Here is a 19,207-nt window from a genome sequence, read left to right as displayed (position 1 = left end):
CCTGGGTGCGGTGCCTGCGATGCGACAGACGCCGGCCTATCTCGTCGACTCCGAGGATCGGAAAGTCGATGGGACAGGCCAGCGTCGATGGCAGGCCGTGGCGGTGGGAGCCGTCGGCGACACGCGTGGCAGACTCGGCGGGGTGAGCAGTGAGGGACAGCGCGTCAGTTTCCGGCCCCAGCGCACCCGGAAGGTGTGCATCGCCGCCGCGGTCGCGGTGCTGGTGCTCTTCACCTTCATCGGCACCGCCCTGACCGAGGTCGGCGAGGGCGTGTTCCGCACGGGTGACCAGTACGCCATGATCGGCCTGGGCATCGTCTTCGCCCTGGGCATCATGGCCGTGGCCCGGCCGCGGGTCGAAGCCGACGCCGACGGCGTGCGGGTCCGCAACATCATCGGTGGCTACGAGCTGCCGTGGGGCGCCGTGCGCGCGATCAACATCGAGCGCAACCAGCCCTGGATGAGCCTGGAGCTGGAGAACGACGACACCGTCTCGGTGCTCGCCGTGCAGGCCGTGGACCGGGCGTACGCGCTGCAGGCGGTGCAGTCCCTGCGCGCGCTGCGCGCCGCCGCCCGCGCGGAGCAGCCCGCACCGGCCGTGAGCTGAGCCATACCCTCCCCGGCCCGGAGGCGCAATCCCGGGTTGTGGTAATCTTTGCCAGTCGACCTTTCCGGTTGCCCGTGATCATGCTCTGGCGTGGTCCGGCACTCCGGAGGCAAGCGGAGCGCCTGCTCCCACCCGTTCGCCACCGAGCGAGCCGGGTCCGGTCACCTGATGAGGGACGTTTCCTGTCCTGATCTCAGGTCGTGCACTTGGCGTGCACCCAGACCGGTCGAGCGGGCCCAGGCTGTCGCCTGGGCCTTCTGCTTTCGGTCAGACGCCAAGCGCATCGCCGCGAATCCGGCGGTGCGGACCACGATTGAGGGAGGCCACATCAGCGTCGAGCCACGCATCAACGATCAGATCAGGGCACGTGAGGTCCGACTGGTCGGCCCCGAGGGCGAGCAGGTGGGCATCGTCCCGCTGGAGCGCGCCCTGCAGCTGGCCGCCGATGTCGATCTGGATCTGGTCGAGGTTGCGCCCATGGCACGCCCGCCGGTCTGCAAGCTCATGGACTTCGGCAAGTTCAAGTACGAGAGCGCGCTCAAGGCCAGGGAAGCCCGGCGTAACCAGCAGCAGACGGTCATCAAGGAGATGAAGCTCCGGCCGAAGATCGACTCGCACGACTACGAGACCAAGAAGGGTCACGTCGTGCGGTTCCTGAAGGCCGGGGACAAGGTCAAGGTGACCATCATGTTCCGCGGTCGCGAGCAGAGCCGCCCGGAACTCGGCTTCCGCCTCCTGCGCAAGCTGGAGGAAGAGGTCGCGGAGGTCGGTTTCGTCGAGTCGTCGGCGAAGCAGGACGGGCGAAACATGATCATGGTGCTCGCGCCGCACCGCAGCGCGAAGATCGCCGCCCGCAAGGGCGACGAAGGCACCGGTGCGGAGGCCGAGGAGGCCGTGGCCGAGACCTCGGCGCAGGCCTGACGACGCTCGATGGGCACCTGCCGCACAGCCCCCGCTGTGCGGCGAGATTTGTGACAGGGAGAACTTCCTAATGCCGAAGATGAAGAAGCACAGCGGCATGGCCAAGCGGGTCAAGGTGACCGGCTCTGGCAAGATCATGCGCGAGCAGACCGGTCTGCGTCACCGCCTGGAGGTCAAGTCCTCCAAGGAGACCCGTAGCCTGAGCGGCACGGTCCCGGTGGCCAAGGCCGACGAGAAGCGCATCAAGAAGATGCTCGGCCGCTGACGCGCGCCTTTTAGCCAAGAACTTTTGAAGGAGAAGCTGATATGGCACGCGTCAAGCGGGCGGTCAACGCCCAGAAGAAGCGCCGTACCCTGCTCGAGGCCGCCAGCGGTTACCGCGGCCAGCGCTCCCGCCTGTACCGCAAGGCGAAGGAGCAGATCCTCCACTCGATGCAGTACGCCTACCGCGACCGCAAGGACCGCAAGGGCGACTTCCGGCAGCTGTGGATCACCCGCATCAACGCGGGCGCTCGTGCCAACGGCATGACGTACAACCGCCTCATCCAGGGCCTCAAGCTCGCGGGTGTCGAGGTGGACCGCAAGATCCTGGCCGACCTGGCCGTCAACGACGAGGCCGCGTTCGCCGGCATCGTCGCGGTGGCCAAGAAGGCCGTCGCCGAGGCTCAGGCCGCCTGAGCTCGTCGGTGACGCAGCACTTCCAGCGACCCGGGGACCCGCTGTTCACACAGCGGACTCCCCGGGTCGTTGCCGCTACCAAGCTCCACCGCCGCCGCGACCGCGAGAAGGCCGGCCGTTTCCTGGCCGAGGGCCCGCAGGCGGTCCGCGAGGCCCTCGAAGCCGGCGCGGTCCGCGAGATCTTCGTGACCGAGGACGGCCGCGCCCGCCACCGCACGCTGCTGCGCGGCGCGAACTTCTCCGTGGTCACCGACGAGGCCATGCAGTCGCTGGCCGACACGGTCACCCCGCAGGGCGTCATCGCCGTCTGCGATCTGCTGGACGTGCCCCTCGAAGCCGCCCTGTCCCGCGCGCCGCGGCTGGTCGCGGTAGCCGTCGAGATCCGCGACCCGGGCAACGCCGGCACGGTGCTGCGCACCGCCGACGCCGCGGGCGCCACCGCCGTGATCTTCGCCGGCGACGCCGTGGACCCCTTCAACCCCAAGTGTGTACGCGCCTCCGCCGGCAGCCTGTTCCACCTCGACGTGGTACGCGCCCCCGACGCCGCCGCGACCCTGGCCGCCCTGCGTGAAGCGGGCCTGCGCACCCTGGCCACCTCCGGCTACGGCGCGACCGACCTCGACGACCTCGCCGACGACGGCTCCCTGGCCCGGCCCACCGCGTGGCTGTTCGGGTCCGAGGCCCACGGCTTGCCCGACGAGCTGCGCGACGCCGCCGACGCCGCGGTCCGGGTGCCCATCCACGGCCGTGCCGAGAGCCTCAACCTCGCCGCCGCCGCCGCGGTCTGCCTCTACGCCTCGGCCCGCGCCCAGCGCCGGTAACGGGCGCGCGGAGCGAGCGCGCCGCGCGGTATGCTCCGTGGCGAGACGATGTCCGAGAGGGAGCCGAGAATGACGCGCCGTTCCTTTAGCCAGCCCGCCGGTGGCGGGCGGCGGAACTGACTGCGCTCAGCTCTTCCTCTCAGGTCGCACCGGTGGGCGGCGGCGAAGCCGCGCGTGCCCGTCCTGGCCCTACGCCTAGACTGATCCGGTTGCCGATCTGGAGTTCTGATGACATACCGTCACGATCCGTACGACCCCAAGCAGGCCGCGATGCTCGATCCGGCCGCCCTCGACGACGCCGTCGCCGCGGCGGACAAGGCCTTCGCGGACGCCACCGACCTCGACGCGCTGGCCGTGCAGAAGGCCGCTCACCTGGGTGACCGCTCCGCGGTGTCGCTGGCCCGCCGCGAGATCGGCGCGCTGCCGCCGGCCGCGAAGTCCGACGCGGGCAAGCGCGTCAACGAGGCCCGCACCGCGATCCAGGCCGCGTACGACGCGCGCCACGTGATCCTCGAAGCCGAGCAGGCGCAGCGGGTGCTGGAGACCGAGGCCGTCGACGTCACCCTGCCCTGGGACCGCCGCCCCCGCGGCGCCCGCCACCCGCTGACCACGCTGATGGAACGGGTCGGCGACCTGTTCGTCGGCATGGGCTACGAGATCGCCGAGGGCCCCGAGGTCGAGCTGGAGTGGGCGAACTTCGACGCCCTGAACATCTCGCCCGACCACCCGGCCCGCGGCCTGATGGACACGTTCTGGGTGAAGGCCGCCGAGTCGGCGACCGGCGCGACCGAGTCCGGTCTGGTGCTGCGCACGCACACCTCGCCGGTGCAGGCGCGCACCATGCTCAGCCGCAAGCCCCCGATCTACGTCGTGGTGCCGGGCAAGGTGTACCGCACCGACGAGCTCGACGCGACCCACTCGCCGGTCTTCCACCAGGTCGAGGGCCTGGTCGTGGACAAGGGCATCACCATGGCCCACCTGAAGGGCACGCTGGACCACTTCGCCCGCGCGATGTTCGGCCCGGACGCGCGCACCCGCTGGCGGCCGCACTACTTCCCGTTCACCGAGCCGTCGGCCGAGTTCGACGTGTGGTTCGCCGAGCACCGCGACGGCCCGCGCTGGGTCGAGTGGGGCGGCTGCGGCATGGTGAACCCGAACGTGCTGCGGGCCTGCGGCATCGACCCGGAGGTGTACTCCGGCTTCGCGTTCGGCATGGGCATCGAGCGGACCCTGATGTTCCGCAACGGCCTGAGCGACATGCGGGAAATGATCGAAGGCGATGTGCGGTTCACCCGCGCGTTCGGCATGGAGGTGCACTGACCATGAAGGTCGGACTGTCATGGCTGCGTGAGCATGTCGAGCTGCCCGCGGACCTCACCGAGGCCGATCTCGACCTCGCGCTGAACAACCTCGGCATCGAGGTCGAGGAGATCGCGGACCAGCGCCACTCGGTGCAGGGTTCGCTGGTGGTCGGCAAGGTGCTGACCATCGAGGAGCTGACCGAGTTCAAGAAGCCGATCCGCTTCTGCACCGTGGACGTGGGCCAGGCCAACGGCACCGGCGCGCCGCAGGAGATCGTCTGCGGGGCCCGCAACTTCGCCGAGGGCGACCGCGTCGTGGTGATCCTGCCCGGCGGTGTGCTGCCCGGCGGCTTCACCATCGGCGCGCGCAAGACGTACGGCCGCAACTCGCACGGCATGATCTGCTCCGCGGCGGAGCTGGGCCTGTCCGGCGACCACGAGGGCATCATCGTGCTTCCCGAGTCGGTGCAGGCGCAGCCGGGCGACGACGCGCGCCCGGTGGTCGGCCTCGACGACATCGAGGTGCACGTCACGGTCACGCCCGACCGCGGGTACCAGATGTCGGTGCGCGGCCTGGCCCGGGAGCTCGGCCACGCGTTCAAGGGCCGGTTCACCGACCCCGGCCTCGCGCCCGCCCCCGGCGGCACCGCGACCCCGGCCTGGCCGGTGACCATCCAGGACACCCAGGGCTGCGACCGGTTCGCCGCCCGGCTGGTGCGCGGGATCGACCCGTCCGCGCCGACCCCGGACTGGATGGCCAAGCGCCTGCTCACCGCCGGTGTCCGTACGCTCGGCCTGGCCATCGACATCACCAACTACGTGATGCTCGAACTCGGCCAGCCGATGCACGCCTTCGACGCCGACCGGATCACCGGCGGTCTCGTGGTGCGCCGGGCCACCGAGGGCGAGAAGCTCACCACCCTGGACGGTCAGGCGCGAGTGCTGTCCGCCGAGGACATGGTGATCTGCGACGACACCGGCCCCGTGTCGCTGGCCGCCGTGATGGGCGGGCAGACGTCCGAGGTCGTCGACGGCACGGTCAACGTGCTGTTCGAGGCGGCGCACTGGGACCCGACGATGGTCGGGCGCACGGCGCGGCGGCACAAGCTGTTCAGCGAGGCCGCCAAGCGCTGGGAGCGCGGCGTCGACCGGCAGCTGTGCCTGGTCGCGATCGAGCGCGCCGTGAGCCTGCTCGTCGAGCACGGCGGCGGCACGGCGGGCGCGGAGATCCTCGACCTGAACCACCCCGGCGACCCGACCATGATCTCGATGGCGGCGACCGAGCCCAGCCGGCTGATCGGCGTGGACTACTCCGTCGACCGCGTCGGTGACGTGCTCACCGAGGTCGGCTGCGACGTCGCGGTGTACGACGACCGCGTCGACGTGATCACCCCGTCCTGGCGGCCGGACCTGCGCCAGCCCGCGGACCTCGTCGAGGAGGTCGTCCGCCTGGACGGCTTCGAGAACGTGCCCAGCGTGCTGCCGATCGCCCCGCCCGGCAACGGCCTCACCCCGGCGCAGCGCCGCAAGCGCTCGGTCGGGCGCTCGCTGGCCGAGCAGGGCTACGTCGAGGTGCTGTCGTACCCGTTCGTGTCCGCGACCGCGCTGTCCGCGCTCGGCCTGCCGACCGACGCGGTGCGGCTGGCCAACCCGCTGTCCGACGAGGAACCGCTGATGCGGACGAGCCTGCTGCCGCCGCTGCTGACCGCGCTCAAGCGCAACGTCGGCCGCGGGCAGCGCGACGTCGCGCTGTTCGAGCAGGGCCTGGTCTTCCTGCCCGACCTGTCCGCCGGTGTGCCGCCGGTGATGGGTGTGGCGGGCCGGCCCGACCCGGCGCTGTGGGAGAAGGCGAACGCCTCCGTCCCGGTGCAGCCGTGGCACGTGGCCGTCGTGCTGGCCGGCGAGTTCGAGCGCTCCGGCTGGTGGGGTCCCGGCCGGGCGGCGTCGTGGTCGGACGCCGTGCAGGCCGCGCGGGAGGTGCTGGCGGCCTCGGCCGTGCCGGACGCGTCGATCGGTGTCGCCGCCGCCCAGCAGTCGCCGTGGCACCCGGGCCGGTGCGCCGCGATCTCGGTCGACGGCGTCGTCGTCGGGCACGCGGGCGAACTGCACCCGGCCGTGTGCGCCGCGCTGGACCTGCCCAAGCGCACCTGCGCGATGGAGCTGAACCTGGACGCGGTGCCGCTGCCGGGGCCGACCCCGCCGCCGGTGTTCTCGACGTACCCGCCGGCGCTGATCGACGTGGCCCTCGTGCTGCCGTCGCAGGTGCCCGCGGCGCAGGTCGAGGCGGCCCTGGCCGAGGGCGCGGGTCCGCTGCTGGAGTCGGTGCGGCTGTTCGACGTGTACACGTCCGAGCAGCTCGGCGCCGGTCAGCGCTCGCTGGCGTACAAGCTGACGTTCCGCGCGCCGGACCGGACCCTGACCGTCGAGGAAGCGGTCGCGGCCCGGGACGCGGCGGTGGCCGTCACGGCGCAGCGCTTCGGCGCGGTCCTGCGCGGCGCCTGATGTTCATCCCCGACATCACCGCTGCGAAGCGGGTCATCGCCGGACGCGAGTTCGACTTCGACCGCCAGGTCGCGGTGATGGCGGTGGTGAACCGGACCCCCGACTCGTTCTACGACAAGGGGGCCACGTACGCGCTCGACGCGGCGGTCGCGGCAGTGGATGCCGCGGCCGCCGCCGGCGCGGACTGGGTCGACATCGGCGGGGTGAAGTTCTCCCCCGAGGGCGGCGAGGTCCACGCCGACGTCGAGCTGGAGCGGGTGCTGCCGGTGGTGCGGGCCACCGCCGAGCGGCACCCGCACCTGGTGATCAGCGTGGACACGTTCCGCGCCGACGTGGCCCAGGCGTGCCTGGACGGGGGCGCGCACGTCGTCAACGACACCACCGGCCTGCACGACCCGGCGCTGGCCGATCTGGTGGCGGCGCACCCGCACAGCCAGCTGATCGTGACGCACAGCCGGGCGAAGCCGCGCACGCACTTCCCGCGCCCGCAGTACGCCGACGTGGCGAGCGAGATCGCGGAGTTCCTGCGCTCGCGGGTGGCCGTCGCGCTGGAGCGCGGGGTGCGCCCCGACCAGATCGTCATCGATCCGGGCCACGACCTGAACAAGAACACGTTCCACACCCTGGAGCTGACCCGGCGGCTGCCGGAGATCGCCGCGGTCGGCTACCCGATGCTCGCCGCGGTCTCCAACAAGGACTTCGTCGGCGAGACGCTCGACCGGCCGCAGGGGGAGCGGCTGTCCGGCAGCCTCGCCGCCGCGGTCGCCTCGATCATGCTCGGGGCCCGGATCGTGCGCATGCACAACGTGCGCGAGTCCGTCGACGCGGTGCGCATGACCGAGGCGATCCTGGGCTGGCGGCAGCCGGCCTACACCGTGCACAACATGTGAGGTCGCGTATGCGCAGGCTGTCGCCCGAACCCGCCGATGAGCTGTCCGAGTCCGAGCTGCTCGCGGCGTATCCGCGTGCGGACCGGCCGCTGCTGCGGGTCAACATGATCACCTCGCTGGACGGGGCGGCCACCCTGGAGGGCCGCTCCGGCTCGCTGGGCAGCCCCGCCGACCAGGACCTGATGAAGCGTCTGCGGATGCAGGCCGACGTGGTCGTGGTCGGCGCGGGCACGATCCGGGTCGAGGGGTACGGCGCGACCCTGCTCGACGCCGGCGCCCAGGCCTGGCGGGTCGCCCAGGGACTCACCCCGCACCCGCGCTTCGCGGTGGTGACCCGCGCCGGCGACATCCCGGACAGGTTCTTCGCCGACCCGCCCGCACGCCCGATCGTCATCACCCATGCCGCCGCGCCGCACGCGTACCCCGAGCCGGCCGAAGTGATCGACTGCGGCGACTCCTCGGTCGACGCGGCCGTGCTGGTCGCCGAGCTGGCCGCGCGCGGCCTGACCCAGATCCTCTGCGAGGGCGGACCGCACCTGCTCGGCAGCCTGGTCGCCGCCGACCTGGTCGACGAGCTCTGCCTCACCGTCAGCCCGACCCTGGCCGGCCCCGGCTCGGTCCGCATCGTCGCCGGCCCCCCGTCCACCCCCCACCGGCTGACCCCCGCCCACGTCCTGACGGACGGCACCCACCTCTTCCTCCGCCACACCCGCCCCTGACCTGCCCTCTGGGACGGGAGCGGCGGCACGGGCGGCGCGAAGATCGTCAGACTTGCCTGGCACCTGTGCGTATCTTGAAGACGCATTCGCCCATGTGCCTGGCAAGTCGGACGACCTTGGTGCGAGTCGGGCCCGCCGTGCACGCCGCACGGGTCGTGTCCGTGGCACCCGGCATGCGGGTCGTGTCCGTGGGCACGGGGGCGGGGGCGGCCGGAAGCGGAGCGGGGTGGGTCAGGCCGCGGTCGGGGCGGGTTGGCGGGCCGAGGCGGCCGGCGTGACGGGGGTGTCGGCGCGCAGGTGGCGTACGCCGCGGTTGGTGAGCATGCCGAGCACCCCGAGCACCATGACCCCCGCCGCGCACAGCAGGGCGTTGCGGGTGCCGATCCACGCGGCGAGCGGACCCGCGGCGACCTGGCCGACCGGGATGGCAAGGAACGAGCCGAGCATGTCGTACGAGTACACCCGCGCGAGCCGGTCCGCGGGCACGTGCCGCTGCAGGGCCGAGTCCCACGCGATGGCGAACTGCTCGACGGCGAACCCGGCGATGAATCCGGCGATCATCAGCACCGGCAGGGTCGGCAGCTCGGCCAGGGCGAGCGTCGGCAGCGCGAAGCCGAGCGTGCTGACGCACCCGACCAGCAGCGGACGGCGCAGCCGCAGGCGCAGCGCCACCACGGCCCCGGCGACCATGCCGGTGGTGCTCGCGGCGAGCACGGTGCCCCAGCCGGAGCGGCCGATGGTGTGGTCGGCGACGGTGGGGCCGAGCACGTTCATGCCGCCGCTGTGCGCCGCGTTGATGAACATGAACGCCAGCACGATCGACCACACCCAGCTGCGCGAGACGAACTCGGTCCAGCCGACGCGCAGTTCATGCAGGGTGCTTTCGCGCGGCACGGCTCGGTCGCGGACGTTCGGCACGCGGACCAGGGCGAACGCGAGCGCGCTCAGTGCGAAGGTGGCGGCGTCGGCGGCCAGGCCCCAGCCGGGGCCGACGGCGGCGACGAGGATGCCGCCCAGCGCGGCTCCCGCGATCATGGCGGTGTTGCCGCCGAGCCGGTTCAGGGCGTTGGCCGGGGTGAGCAGGTCGGCGGGCACGGTCTGCGGCAGCAGCGCGGCGGTGGCGGGCATCGCGATGGCGCTGACCATGCCGTTGACCGCGCTCAGCCCGATCAGCAGCGGGATCGTCGCCGTGCCGGTGAGCACCAACGCGGCGACGGCGGCCTGGGTGAGCGCGGCCAGCACGCTGGAACCGACCATGACCAGGTTGCGGGGCAGCCGGTCGGCCAGCACACCGCCGAAGAGCACGAACAGCACGTTGGTCACCGACCGTGCGCCGACGACCAGGCCGAGGGCGACGGGGGAGCGGGTCAGGTCGAGCACCGCGAACGCCAGCGCGATCGGCGCGACGGCGTTGCCGAGCAGACTGACCACCCGGCCGGTGACCAGATGGCGGAACGGGGCGTGGCGCAGCGGCGCGAGCGATTCGCGGAAGGTGGTCATGCCTGCTCCTCGGCGGGGGTGGGGGACGCGCTCGTGGCGCTGATGCTGTCGTCCTGCAGGCGGAACAGGGCGATGGTGGCGCTGACGGGCACCGTGCCCGGGGTGTGCGGGCGCCGGGCGATGCGGTGCATGTGCTCGCTGGCCCGGGCGATCCGGTCGCGGATCGCCTTCCACTCGTCGAGGTCGAGCCACAGCTCGGCGTCGGTGAGGGTGCCGACGGCGGCGGGGCCGGTGACGATGGAGCGGGCGCGGCGCTGGAGTTCGGCGGCGAGTGCGGCGTACACGATCTGGACGTCGTCGGGCCGTGGGTGTGCCTGGTCGCCGCGCGGGGTGAAGGCCTTGGCGACGTCGTACCGGTAGCGCTTGGCCTGCCCGCCCCGGATCTTCTCCTCCCCGGCGACCTCGATCGAGTCCGCGTTGAGCAGCAGCCGCAGGTGGTAGCTCGCGTTGGCGTGGGTGATGCCCAGCTCGCGGGCGATCTCGGCGGCGGTCATCTCGGCGCCGGTGAGCAGCGACAGGATGCGCAGCCGGATCGGGTGGGCCAGGGCGCGCAGGTCGCCGGTGACCGTACGCCCGGTCGGCTCCTCGTCTCCCAAAGACATGTTGGGGAGTCTAGACCATCAAACGTTTCTTGGGGAGTCGACAGAGCAACCCCATCGCCCTCCCGTCCGTTAGTGATCACGCCTATTGGTTCACTAACGGGGGTTTTGTGAAAATCCGTCTCCTGGTCGCCGCGCTCGCCGCGGCACTGCTCGTCCCGCTCGCACCGGCCGCCGACGCGTCCGCAGCGCTCGGCTACGGCCGGGGCGAGTGCCGGCCCGGCACGCCCGCGATCGCGCCGGCGACCGCGAAGTTCTTCGACCCCGCCCGTCCGGAACTGGGACCGAAGCCGCTGCCGCGCTCCGGCGTGGTCGGCCCGCTGCTGCACGGCTACCAGCGGTTCGGCACGCTGACCGAGGCCGACTTCGTCGCGCGGTTCCGCGACGGCGCGAACTGGGTCTACCCGCCCAACGACGGCTTCATGACCCACGGCGACATGGTCGACCGCAACCCGGTCGAGCTGGCCGTCGGCGCGCGGCTCGACCGCTTCGGCTTCGCGGGCGGCTCCTTCCTGGCCCCGGTGCGCACGCCGTACGCCGAGCGGGCGCTGCCGCCGCAGAACCTGAACACGCCGCAGGGCGCGCCGCAGGCCAACTACCACGTGTACTGCGTGGCCAAGCCGTTCACCGTGGACGCGGGCATGACCGCGCCCTGGTTCGGCCAGCACGGCATGGGCATGCAGTACAAGCTGATGGGCGCGTATGTGCCTGAGGCCGGGACCCAGCTGAGCGTGACCTGGCTGCTGGACCACGGCTACCTGGTCGAGGAGCTGCCGGCGGTGCGCGGGTGATCCCGGATCGGCACGTGCTCGTCACCGCGCTGCTGGAGACCGGGCAGGCGCCGGAGTCGTTCCAGGTGCCGGGCGTGCACGAGCACGTGCCGATCCCTACCGACTTCTGGTTCCTGCGCCCGGCCGGCGAGCGCTGGGAGATCGGTTCCTACGAGCGCGGGGTGTACGACGTGCGCGAGGTCCTCGACACCGAGGCCGCCGCCTGCACCCGCTTCTACGAGGTGCTTACCGGTTTCCCCGATGATTAGGCGATGAGTGACGCGAGCCTCATTTGCATGAACATGCACCGAGTCGTATGCTCATGGCGAATGTTTATGCGGAGGTAGGTATGGGAATCCGGATCGGCGTCGCCGGGGCGAGCGGTTATGCGGGCGGCGAGCTGCTGCGCCTCATCGCCGGGCACCCCGAGTTCGAACTCGTCGCGGCCACGGCGCACAGCCAGGCGGGCAAGCCCGTCGCCGCGGTGCACCCGCACCTCACCGGGCTCGACCTCATTCTGACCGAGACCACCCCCGAGGCCTTCACCGACGCCGACCTTGTCTTCCTGGCCCTGCCGCACGGCGAGTCCGGTGCCGTCGCGGCCGCCCTGCCCGCCTCGGCGAAGGTCGTCGACCTGGGCGCGGACCACCGGCTGCACGACGCGGCCGCGTGGACCCGCTACTACGGCGGCGAGCACGCCGGGGCGTGGACCTACGGCCTGCCCGAGCTGCCCGGCCAGCGCGAGCTGATCGCCGGCTCGTCCCGGGTCGCCGCCACCGGCTGCTACGCCGTGGCCACCACGCTCGCGCTCGCGCCCCTGCTGCACAGCGGGCTGGCCGAGCCCGACGACGTGGTCGTGGTCGCCGCCTCCGGCACCTCGGGTGCGGGCAAGTCGGCCAAGCTGCACCTGCTGGGCAGCGAGGTGATGGGCGACCTCAGCCCGTACAAGGTGGGCGCGCACCAGCACGTGCCGGAGATCAAGCAGGCCACCGGCGCGACGAGCCTGTCGTTCACCCCGGTGCTCGCGCCGATGCCGCGGGGCATCCTGGCCACGGTCACCGCCAAGCCCACCAACTGCGACATCACCGCGGGCGTGGTCCGCGCGGTGCTCGCCGACGCGTACGCCGACGAGCCGCTGGTGCACCTGCTGCCCGAGGGCGCCTGGCCGCACACCGCCGCCACCCTGGGTTCGGCTTCGGCTCACCTGCAGGCCACCGTGGATGTCGACAGCGGCCGGATCATCGTGGTCAGCGCGATCGACAATCTCGGCCGCGGCGCCGCGGCCCAGGCCGTCCAGTGCGCCAACATCATGTTCGAGCTGCCGGAGACCTCCGGCCTGTCTGTGTACGGAGTGGCACCATGACGGTCACCTCCCCCAAGGGCTTCCGGGCCGCGGGTGTCGCCGCCGGGCTGAAGAGCACCGGCGCGCTGGACCTGGCGCTGGTCGTCAACGACGGCCCCGACGCCACCGCCGCGGGCGTGTTCACCGCCAACCGGGTCAAGGCCGCCCCGGTGCTCTGGTCGCAGCAGGTCGTCCGAGGCCGGGCGGTCAAGGTCGTCGTGCTCAACTCCGGCGGCGCGAACGCCTGCACCGGCCCCGGCGGCTTCCAGGACACCCACTCCACCGCCGAGTACGTCGCCTCCCGCCTCGGCGGCATGGGCGCGGGCCAGGTCGCGGTCTGCTCGACCGGGCTGATCGGCGAGCGGCTGCCCATGCCCAAGCTGCTGGCCGGCGTCGACGGCGCGGCCAAGGCGCTGGCCAAGGCGGGCGGCTTCGCCGCGGCGGAGGCCATCATGACCACCGACACCCGGCCCAAGGTCGTGGAGATCACCGGCGACGGCTGGACCGTCGGCGGCATGGCCAAGGGCGCGGGCATGCTCGCCCCGTCCCTGGCGACGATGCTGTGCGTGCTCACCACCGACGCGGTGGCCGGCGCGGACGCCCTCGACGAGGCGCTGCGCGAGGCCTGCCGGCTCACCTTCGACCGGCTCGACTCCGACGGCTGCATGTCGACCAACGACACGGTGCTGCTGCTGGCCTCGGGCGCGTCCGGCGTCGAGCCGACCCAGGAGGAGCTGACCGCCGCGGTCACCCAGGCCTGCCACTCCCTGGCCCAGCAGTTGCTCGCCGATGCCGAGGGGCACACCAAGCAGATCGCCATCGAGGTCGTCAACGCCGCCTCGGAGGAGGACGCGGTCGTCGTCGGGCACGAGATCGCGCGCAACAACCTGGTCAAGACCGCGCTGTTCGGCAAGGACCCGAACTGGGGCCGGATCCTGGCCGCGGTCGGCTGCACCGACGCCGTCTTCGAGGCCGACGAGCTGGACGTGGCCATCAACGACGTGTGGGTCTGCCGCGCGGGTGCCGCGGCCGAGGACCGCAGCAAGGTGGACCTGTCCGGGGTCGACGTGCGCATCACCGTGGACCTCAACGCCGGCGACGACAGCGCCACCGTCTGGACCAACGACCTGTCCCACGCGTACGTGCACGAGAACTCGGCGTACTCGTCATGAGCGAGCGGAGCGAGCTCATCGTGCGGGCCGGCGGACATGCTGCCGACGAGCGCAGCGAGGAGAAGGCATGAGCGGACTGGATCCCGCCGCGCTGGTCGCGACGCTGCCGTGGCTGACGGAGCTGCGCGGCGAGACGATCGTGGTCAAGTACGGCGGCCACGCGATGACCACGCCCGAGCTGCGTGCCTCGTTCGCCGCCGACATGGCCTACCTGCGTGCCGTCGGGCTGCGCCCGGTCGTGGTGCACGGCGGCGGCCCGCAGATCTCGGCCATGCTCGACCGGATGGGCATCGCCTCGGAGTTCAAGGGCGGCCTGCGGGTCACCACCGCCGAGGCGATGAGCGTGGTGCGCATGGTGCTGCTGTCGGTCGGCAAGGACCTGGTCACCGAGATCAACGGCCACGGCCCGCATGCGGTCGGCCTGGCCGGCGACGACGCGGGGCTGTTCACAGCGGTACGCCGCCCGGCCGTCATCGACGGCGAGCCGGTCGACATCGGCCAGGTCGGCGACGTGCTCAGCGTCGACACCTCGCTGGTCGACGCCCTGCTCGCGACCGGGCACATCCCGGTGGTGTCCACGGTCGCCCCGGACGTGCACGGCGTGGCGCACAACCTCAACGCCGACACGGCCGCCGCAGCGCTCGCCATCGCGCTGGGCGCGCGCAAGCTGATCGTGCTCACCGACGTGCCCGGCGTCTACGCGAACTGGCCGGACACCGACAGCCTGATCTCGAAGATGACGGCCAAGGAGCTGGACGCGCTGCTGCCGACGCTGTCGGCGGGCATGGTGCCCAAGATGGAAGCCTGCCTGCGGGCCGTGCGGGGCGGGGTGCCGTCCGCGGTCGTCGTCGACGGCCGGGTCCCGCACTCCACCCTGCTGGAGATCTTCACCGACGAGGGGTTCGGCACCATGGTCGTCCCCGATGACCAGACCATGCGGCCCGGCGCCGACGACACGAGCGGGGAGAAGCCATGACGCTGACGCAGCGGTGGCAGCAGTCGCTGATGGACAACTACGGCACCCCGCCGCTGGCCCTGGTCAGCGGGGCGGGTTCGGTCGTGGTGGACGAGGCGGGCCGCTCCTACGTCGACCTGCTGTCCGGGATCGCGGTCAACGCGCTCGGCCACGGCCACCCGGCCGTCGTCGCCGCGGTCACCAAGCAGATCTCGCAGCTCGGGCACGTGTCCAACCTGTTCGTCGCCGAGCCGCCGGTCGCCCTGGCCGAGCTGCTGCTCGCGCTGACCGGCCGCCCCGGCCGGGTGTTCTTCGCCAACTCGGGCGCGGAGGCCAACGAGGCCGCGTTCAAGCTGGCCCGGCGCACCGGGCGCACCCACGTCGTCGCCTGCGAGCAGGCGTTCCACGGCCGCACCATGGGCGCGCTCGCACTGACCGGCCAGCCCGCCAAGGCCGACCCGTTCCGGCCGCTGCCGGGCGACGTCACGCACATCCCGTACGGCGACACCGCGGCCCTGGCCGCCGCCGTCAGCGACCAGACCGCCATGGTCATCCTGGAGCCGATCATGGGGGAGGCGGGTGTCGTCCCGGCCCCGCCCGGCTTCCTCGCCGCGGCCCGGGAGATCACCGCCCGGCACGGCGCGCTGCTGGTGCTCGACGAGGTGCAGACCGGCGTCGGCCGCACCGGCCACTGGTTCGCCCACCAGGCCGAGGGCGTCACCCCCGACGTGATCACCCTGGCCAAGGGCCTCGGCGGCGGCCTGCCCATCGGCGCGACCATCGCGTTCGCCGACGGCGCGTTCGCCCAGTCGCACCCGGGCGGCGCGGCCGCGCTGTTCACCCCGGGCCAGCACGGCACCACCTTCGGCGGCAACCCTGTCGCCTGCGCCGCGGCCCTGGCGGTGCTGCGCACCATCGCCGCCGACGGCCTGCTCGACCACGTCAAGCGGATCGGCGAGCGGATCCGCCGCGGCGTCGAGGCCCTGGACCACCCGCTGGTCGACGGCGTACGCGGCGCCGGCCTGCTGCTCGGCGTCGTGCTCACCGCGCCGGTCGCCCCGGCCGTGCAGAAGGCGCTGCTGGACGCCGGGTTCATCGTCAACGCCGCGCAGCCGGACGTGATCCGGCTGGCCCCGCCGCTGATCCTCACGAGCGCCCAGGCCGACGCGTTCCTGGCCGCGCTCGGCACGGTCCTCGACCTCGTCGCGCCCCAGACCCAGCCCGAGACACCGGCCCAGCCCGCGATCGTCGCGCAGGCCGGTTCCCCCACCGAGACCGGAGCCTCCGCATGACCGCCACGCCGAGCAGACGGCACTTCCTGCGCGACGACGACCTGACCTCGGCCGAGCAGGACCAGGTCCTCACGCTCGCCCAGGAGTACGCCGAGAACCGGCGCGGGCACCGCAAGGCCCTGGCGGGCAAGTCGATCGCCGTGCTGTTCGAGAAGCCGTCGCTGCGCACCCGGGTGTCGTTCGAGGTCGGCATCTCCGAACTCGGCGCGCACGCCGTCCTCATCGACGCCACGAACACGCACTTCGGCCGGGGCGAGACCATGTCGGACGCGGCGAAGGTGCTGTCCCGCTACGTCGACGCGATCGTGATCCGGACCTTCGAGGACACCCGGATCGAGGAGCTGGCCGCCGCGGCGACCGTGCCCGTCGTCAACGCGCTGACCAACCACTTCCACCCCTGCCAGGTGCTCGCCGACCTGCAGACGGTCCGGCAGCGGCTGGGGCACACCCAGGGCCGCACGCTGACCTACGTCGGCGACGCCGCCAACAACATGGCGCACTCGTACCTGCTCGGCGGGGCCGTGGCGGGCATGCACGTGCGTATCGCCGGGCCGTTCGGGTTCACCCCCGACCGCGAGATCCTGGCCCAGGCGGCCGCGGTCGCGGCCCGCACCGGCGGTTCGGTCACCGAGTACACCGAGGCCAAGGACGCCGTGTCCGGGGCGGACGTGATCGCCACGGACACCTGGACCTCGATGGGCCACGAGGGCGACGGGCTGGACCGGATCACGCCGTTCCTGCCGTACCAGATCAATGCCGCGCTGCTCGCCCACGCCGACCCGGACGCGATCGTGCTGCACTGCCTGCCCGCGCACCGGGGCGAGGAGATCACGGACGAGGTGATGGACGGCGCGGCGAGCGCGGTCTTCGACCAGGCGGAGAACAGACTGCATGCGCAGAAGGCGCTGCTGACGTTCCTCATGGAGCACGCGTGAGGCGCACCGCCATGCCTTACGGTGCACATGAGACGCCCGAGCGGACGGAGGTTGAGGCATGACCGCGCCGATGACTCGTACCGCGCGCCACGCCCGGATCGAGGAGCTGATCCGCAGCGGCGCGGTGACGTCGCAGACCCAGCTCGCGGAGCTGCTCGCGGCGGACGGCGTGCAGGTCACCCAGGCGACCCTGTCCCGTGACCTGGAGGAGCTGGGCGCGGTCAAGGTACGCGGCCGCGACGGCGCACCGGCGGTCTACCTGATCCCCGAGGACGGCCACCCGGCCCTGCGCCCGGCCACGATCGGGCCGGCCCGCCTGATCCGCCTGCTCCGCGAGGTCCTCAACGGCACCGACCACAGCGGCAACCTCGCGGTCCTGCGCACCCCGCCCGGCGCGGCCCACTACCTGGCGAGCGCCATCGACCGCAGCGGCCTGCCGGACCTGGTCGGCACCATCGCCGGCGACGACACCATCTTCGTCGTCGCCCGCGACCCCGCCGGCGGCGAAGCCCTAGCCGCCAAGTTCGCCACCTGGGCCGGCCTCGACACCACCGATGACCTGGCCCCCCTCGACGACGACCTCACCTGACCCACCCCGCACGCCCCACCCCGTCGATCATGAACTTATGGCACGGTTCGACGGCGTGTCCCTGCCATAACTTCATGATCAACAAATGCGAAGGACGGAACAGAACATGACCCGGCTCTGGGGAGGGCGGTTCGCGGACGGACCCGCCGAGGCACTGGCACGGCTGTCGGTCAGCGTGCACTTCGACTGGCGGCTCGCGCCGTACGACCTCGCCGGCTCGCGCGCCCACGCCCGCGTCCTGGCCGCCGCCGGCCTGCTCGACCCCGACGAGCTCGGCAAGATGCTGGCCGCCATCGACGACCTCGACGCCGCCGTGGCCACCGGCACGTTCCGGCCCACCATCGAGGACGAGGACGTGCACACCGCCCTCGAACGCGGCCTGCTGGAGCGCCTCGGCACGCTCGGCGGCAAGCTGCGCGCCGGCCGCTCCCGCAACGACCAGGTCGCCACCGACCTGCGCCTCTACCTGCGCGACCACGCCCGCGACCTGGCCGGGCGCATCACCGAACTCGCCGACGCGCTCACCGAGCAGGCCGGCCGCCACGTCGACACCCCCGCCCCCGGCCTGACCCATGTGCAGCACGCCCAGCCGGTCACCTTCGGCCACTGGCTGCTCGCCCACGTGCAGCCGCTGCTGCGCGACCTCGACCGGCTGCGCGACTGGGACGAGCGCACCGCGGTCAGCCCGCTCGGCGCGGGCGCCCTGGCCGGCTCCGGCCTGCCGCTCGACCCCGGCGCGGTCGCCAAGGAACTCGGCTTCCGCACCTCGTTCCCCAACTCGATGGACGCCGTCAGCGACCGCGACTTCGTCGCCGAGTTCCTGTTCATCACCGCGCTGCTCGGCGTGCACCTGTCCCGGCTCGGCGAGGAGGTGGTGCTGTGGACGTCGTACGAGTTCGGCTGGGTCGAGCTGGACGACGCCTTCGCCACCGGCTCGTCGATCATGCCGCAGAAGAAGAACGCCGACATCGCCGAGCTGGCCCGGGGCAAGGCCGGCCGCCTCATCGGCGGGCTGGTCAACGTGCTGACCATGCTCAAGGGCCTGCCCCTGACGTACGACCGGGACATGCAGGAGGACAAGGAGCCCGTCTTCGACGCCGTCGACACGCTCACCCTCGTGCTGCCCGCGCTCGCCGGGATGATCTCCACCATGACGGTACGGGTGGACCGGCTCGCCGCGTCCGCGCCCGTCGGCTTCTCCCTGGCCACCGAGGTGGCGGACTGGCTGGTCCGCAAGGGCGTGCCGTTCCGCGACGCGCACGAGATCACCGGCAAGCTGGTGGCCCTGTGCTCGGTGCGCGAATGCGAACTGCACGAGGTCAGTGACAGCGACCTGGCCACCGTCAGCGAGCACCTGGACCCGTCGGTGCGCGACGTGCTCACCGTCAAATCGGCCCTCGCCGCCCGCACCACCCCCGGCTCCACCGGCCCCGGCCCCGTGGCCGACCAGCTCGCCTCGGTCACCGACCAACTCAAGACCTGGCACACCTGGTCCGCCGAATCCGTCGTCCCCCACTGACCCGCCCCGGCCTTCGGCGCGGCGCTGAAGATCGCTGTTTGCGGTCATGATCTGCGGTCCGACCGCCGATAAAGAACGCAAACCCAGTTGAACTA

The 19,207-nt window shown here is 72.3% G+C and carries 20 protein-coding genes; 18 read left to right on the top strand and 2 right to left on the bottom strand.

The window, feature by feature from the left end; translation table 11 throughout:
• Window positions 1-142: 142 nt before the first annotated feature.
• The 9 genes from AB0B35_RS33060 (at window position 143) to AB0B35_RS33020 (ending at window position 8,439) form a co-directional block, all read left to right on the top strand.
• The gene (locus AB0B35_RS33060; protein ID WP_361053072.1) at window positions 143-607 is read left to right on the top strand and encodes a PH domain-containing protein; all 465 of its coding nucleotides are present in this window, start codon (window positions 143-145) and stop codon (window positions 605-607) included.
• Window positions 608-952: 345 nt separating this feature from the next.
• On the top strand, window positions 953-1,528 hold the full coding sequence (gene infC / locus AB0B35_RS33055; RefSeq protein WP_360538725.1) for a translation initiation factor IF-3: 576 nt from the start codon (window positions 953-955) through the stop codon (window positions 1,526-1,528).
• Window positions 1,529-1,598: 70 nt separating this feature from the next.
• Window positions 1,599-1,793, top strand: a complete 195-nt coding sequence (rpmI, locus tag AB0B35_RS33050; protein WP_120320124.1) for a 50S ribosomal protein L35 — start codon at window positions 1,599-1,601, stop codon at window positions 1,791-1,793.
• Between the two features lie 41 nt (window positions 1,794-1,834).
• Complete coding sequence (gene rplT, locus AB0B35_RS33045) at window positions 1,835-2,206, top strand: 50S ribosomal protein L20 (RefSeq protein ID WP_120320125.1); 372 nt, start codon at window positions 1,835-1,837, stop codon at window positions 2,204-2,206.
• A gap of 8 nt (window positions 2,207-2,214) precedes the next feature.
• Complete coding sequence (locus AB0B35_RS33040; protein WP_361053068.1) at window positions 2,215-3,027, top strand: RNA methyltransferase; 813 nt, start codon at window positions 2,215-2,217, stop codon at window positions 3,025-3,027.
• A 228-nt stretch (window positions 3,028-3,255) separates the two neighbouring features.
• Window positions 3,256-4,347, top strand: a complete 1,092-nt coding sequence (gene pheS / locus AB0B35_RS33035; protein WP_360538659.1) for a phenylalanine--tRNA ligase subunit alpha — start codon at window positions 3,256-3,258, stop codon at window positions 4,345-4,347.
• Between the two features lie 2 nt (window positions 4,348-4,349).
• Entirely contained in the window at window positions 4,350-6,830 is a 2,481-nt protein-coding gene (gene pheT, locus AB0B35_RS33030; protein ID WP_361053065.1) for a phenylalanine--tRNA ligase subunit beta, read from the top strand.
• Complete coding sequence (folP, locus tag AB0B35_RS33025) at window positions 6,830-7,720, top strand: dihydropteroate synthase (RefSeq protein WP_361053061.1); 891 nt, start codon at window positions 6,830-6,832, stop codon at window positions 7,718-7,720. The genes pheT and folP overlap by 1 nt, the downstream gene beginning before the upstream one ends.
• A gap of 8 nt (window positions 7,721-7,728) precedes the next feature.
• The gene (locus tag AB0B35_RS33020) at window positions 7,729-8,439 is read left to right on the top strand and encodes a pyrimidine reductase family protein (protein WP_361053058.1); all 711 of its coding nucleotides are present in this window, start codon (window positions 7,729-7,731) and stop codon (window positions 8,437-8,439) included.
• A 231-nt stretch (window positions 8,440-8,670) separates the two neighbouring features.
• On the opposite strand, the gene AB0B35_RS33015 is transcribed toward AB0B35_RS33020, so the two are convergent.
• Window positions 8,671-9,939: an MFS transporter gene (locus tag AB0B35_RS33015; protein WP_361053055.1), complete on the bottom strand. Its 1,269-nt coding sequence runs from the start codon at window positions 9,937-9,939 to the stop codon at window positions 8,671-8,673.
• Window positions 9,936-10,541, bottom strand: coding sequence for a helix-turn-helix domain-containing protein (locus AB0B35_RS33010; RefSeq protein WP_361053052.1), 606 nt, complete (start codon window positions 10,539-10,541; stop codon window positions 9,936-9,938). Before AB0B35_RS33010 ends, AB0B35_RS33015 begins: the two co-directional genes overlap by 4 nt.
• Before the next feature lie 107 nt (window positions 10,542-10,648).
• Here AB0B35_RS33010 and AB0B35_RS33005 point away from each other — a divergent pair, with 107 nt between their 5' ends.
• The 9 genes from AB0B35_RS33005 to argH all read left to right on the top strand — a co-directional run bounded on the left by AB0B35_RS33005 (window position 10,649) and on the right by argH (window position 19,112).
• Window positions 10,649-11,329: a TNT domain-containing protein gene (locus AB0B35_RS33005; protein ID WP_361053049.1), complete on the top strand. Its 681-nt coding sequence runs from the start codon at window positions 10,649-10,651 to the stop codon at window positions 11,327-11,329.
• Window positions 11,326-11,577 (top strand): hypothetical protein, encoded by a 252-nt coding sequence (locus tag AB0B35_RS33000; RefSeq protein ID WP_361053047.1) that lies wholly within the window; start codon window positions 11,326-11,328, stop codon window positions 11,575-11,577. Before AB0B35_RS33005 ends, AB0B35_RS33000 begins: the two co-directional genes overlap by 4 nt.
• A gap of 80 nt (window positions 11,578-11,657) precedes the next feature.
• On the top strand, window positions 11,658-12,671 hold the full coding sequence (argC, locus tag AB0B35_RS32995; RefSeq protein ID WP_360538683.1) for an N-acetyl-gamma-glutamyl-phosphate reductase: 1,014 nt from the start codon (window positions 11,658-11,660) through the stop codon (window positions 12,669-12,671).
• Complete coding sequence (gene argJ / locus AB0B35_RS32990; protein ID WP_361053043.1) at window positions 12,668-13,822, top strand: bifunctional glutamate N-acetyltransferase/amino-acid acetyltransferase ArgJ; 1,155 nt, start codon at window positions 12,668-12,670, stop codon at window positions 13,820-13,822. Before argC ends, argJ begins: the two co-directional genes overlap by 4 nt.
• Before the next feature lie 67 nt (window positions 13,823-13,889).
• Complete coding sequence (argB, locus tag AB0B35_RS32985; protein ID WP_361053039.1) at window positions 13,890-14,798, top strand: acetylglutamate kinase; 909 nt, start codon at window positions 13,890-13,892, stop codon at window positions 14,796-14,798.
• Window positions 14,795-16,069, top strand: a complete 1,275-nt coding sequence (locus tag AB0B35_RS32980) for an acetylornithine transaminase (RefSeq protein WP_361053037.1) — start codon at window positions 14,795-14,797, stop codon at window positions 16,067-16,069. Before argB ends, AB0B35_RS32980 begins: the two co-directional genes overlap by 4 nt.
• On the top strand, window positions 16,066-17,004 hold the full coding sequence (gene argF, locus AB0B35_RS32975) for an ornithine carbamoyltransferase (protein ID WP_361053034.1): 939 nt from the start codon (window positions 16,066-16,068) through the stop codon (window positions 17,002-17,004). Before AB0B35_RS32980 ends, argF begins: the two co-directional genes overlap by 4 nt.
• Window positions 17,005-17,062: 58 nt before the next feature.
• The gene (locus AB0B35_RS32970) at window positions 17,063-17,593 is read left to right on the top strand and encodes an arginine repressor (protein ID WP_361053032.1); all 531 of its coding nucleotides are present in this window, start codon (window positions 17,063-17,065) and stop codon (window positions 17,591-17,593) included.
• A gap of 85 nt (window positions 17,594-17,678) precedes the next feature.
• Window positions 17,679-19,112: an argininosuccinate lyase gene (gene argH / locus AB0B35_RS32965; protein WP_361053029.1), complete on the top strand. Its 1,434-nt coding sequence runs from the start codon at window positions 17,679-17,681 to the stop codon at window positions 19,110-19,112.
• The last annotated feature ends 95 nt before the right edge of the window (window positions 19,113-19,207 follow it).

It is taken from the genome of Catellatospora sp. NPDC049133 (assembly GCF_040648455.1).
Taxonomy (GTDB): Bacteria; Actinomycetota; Actinomycetes; order Mycobacteriales; family Micromonosporaceae; genus Catellatospora; species Catellatospora aurea.
The sequence above is the reverse complement of the archived record's forward strand: the minus strand, read 5'-3'. Positions and strand labels throughout refer to the sequence as shown.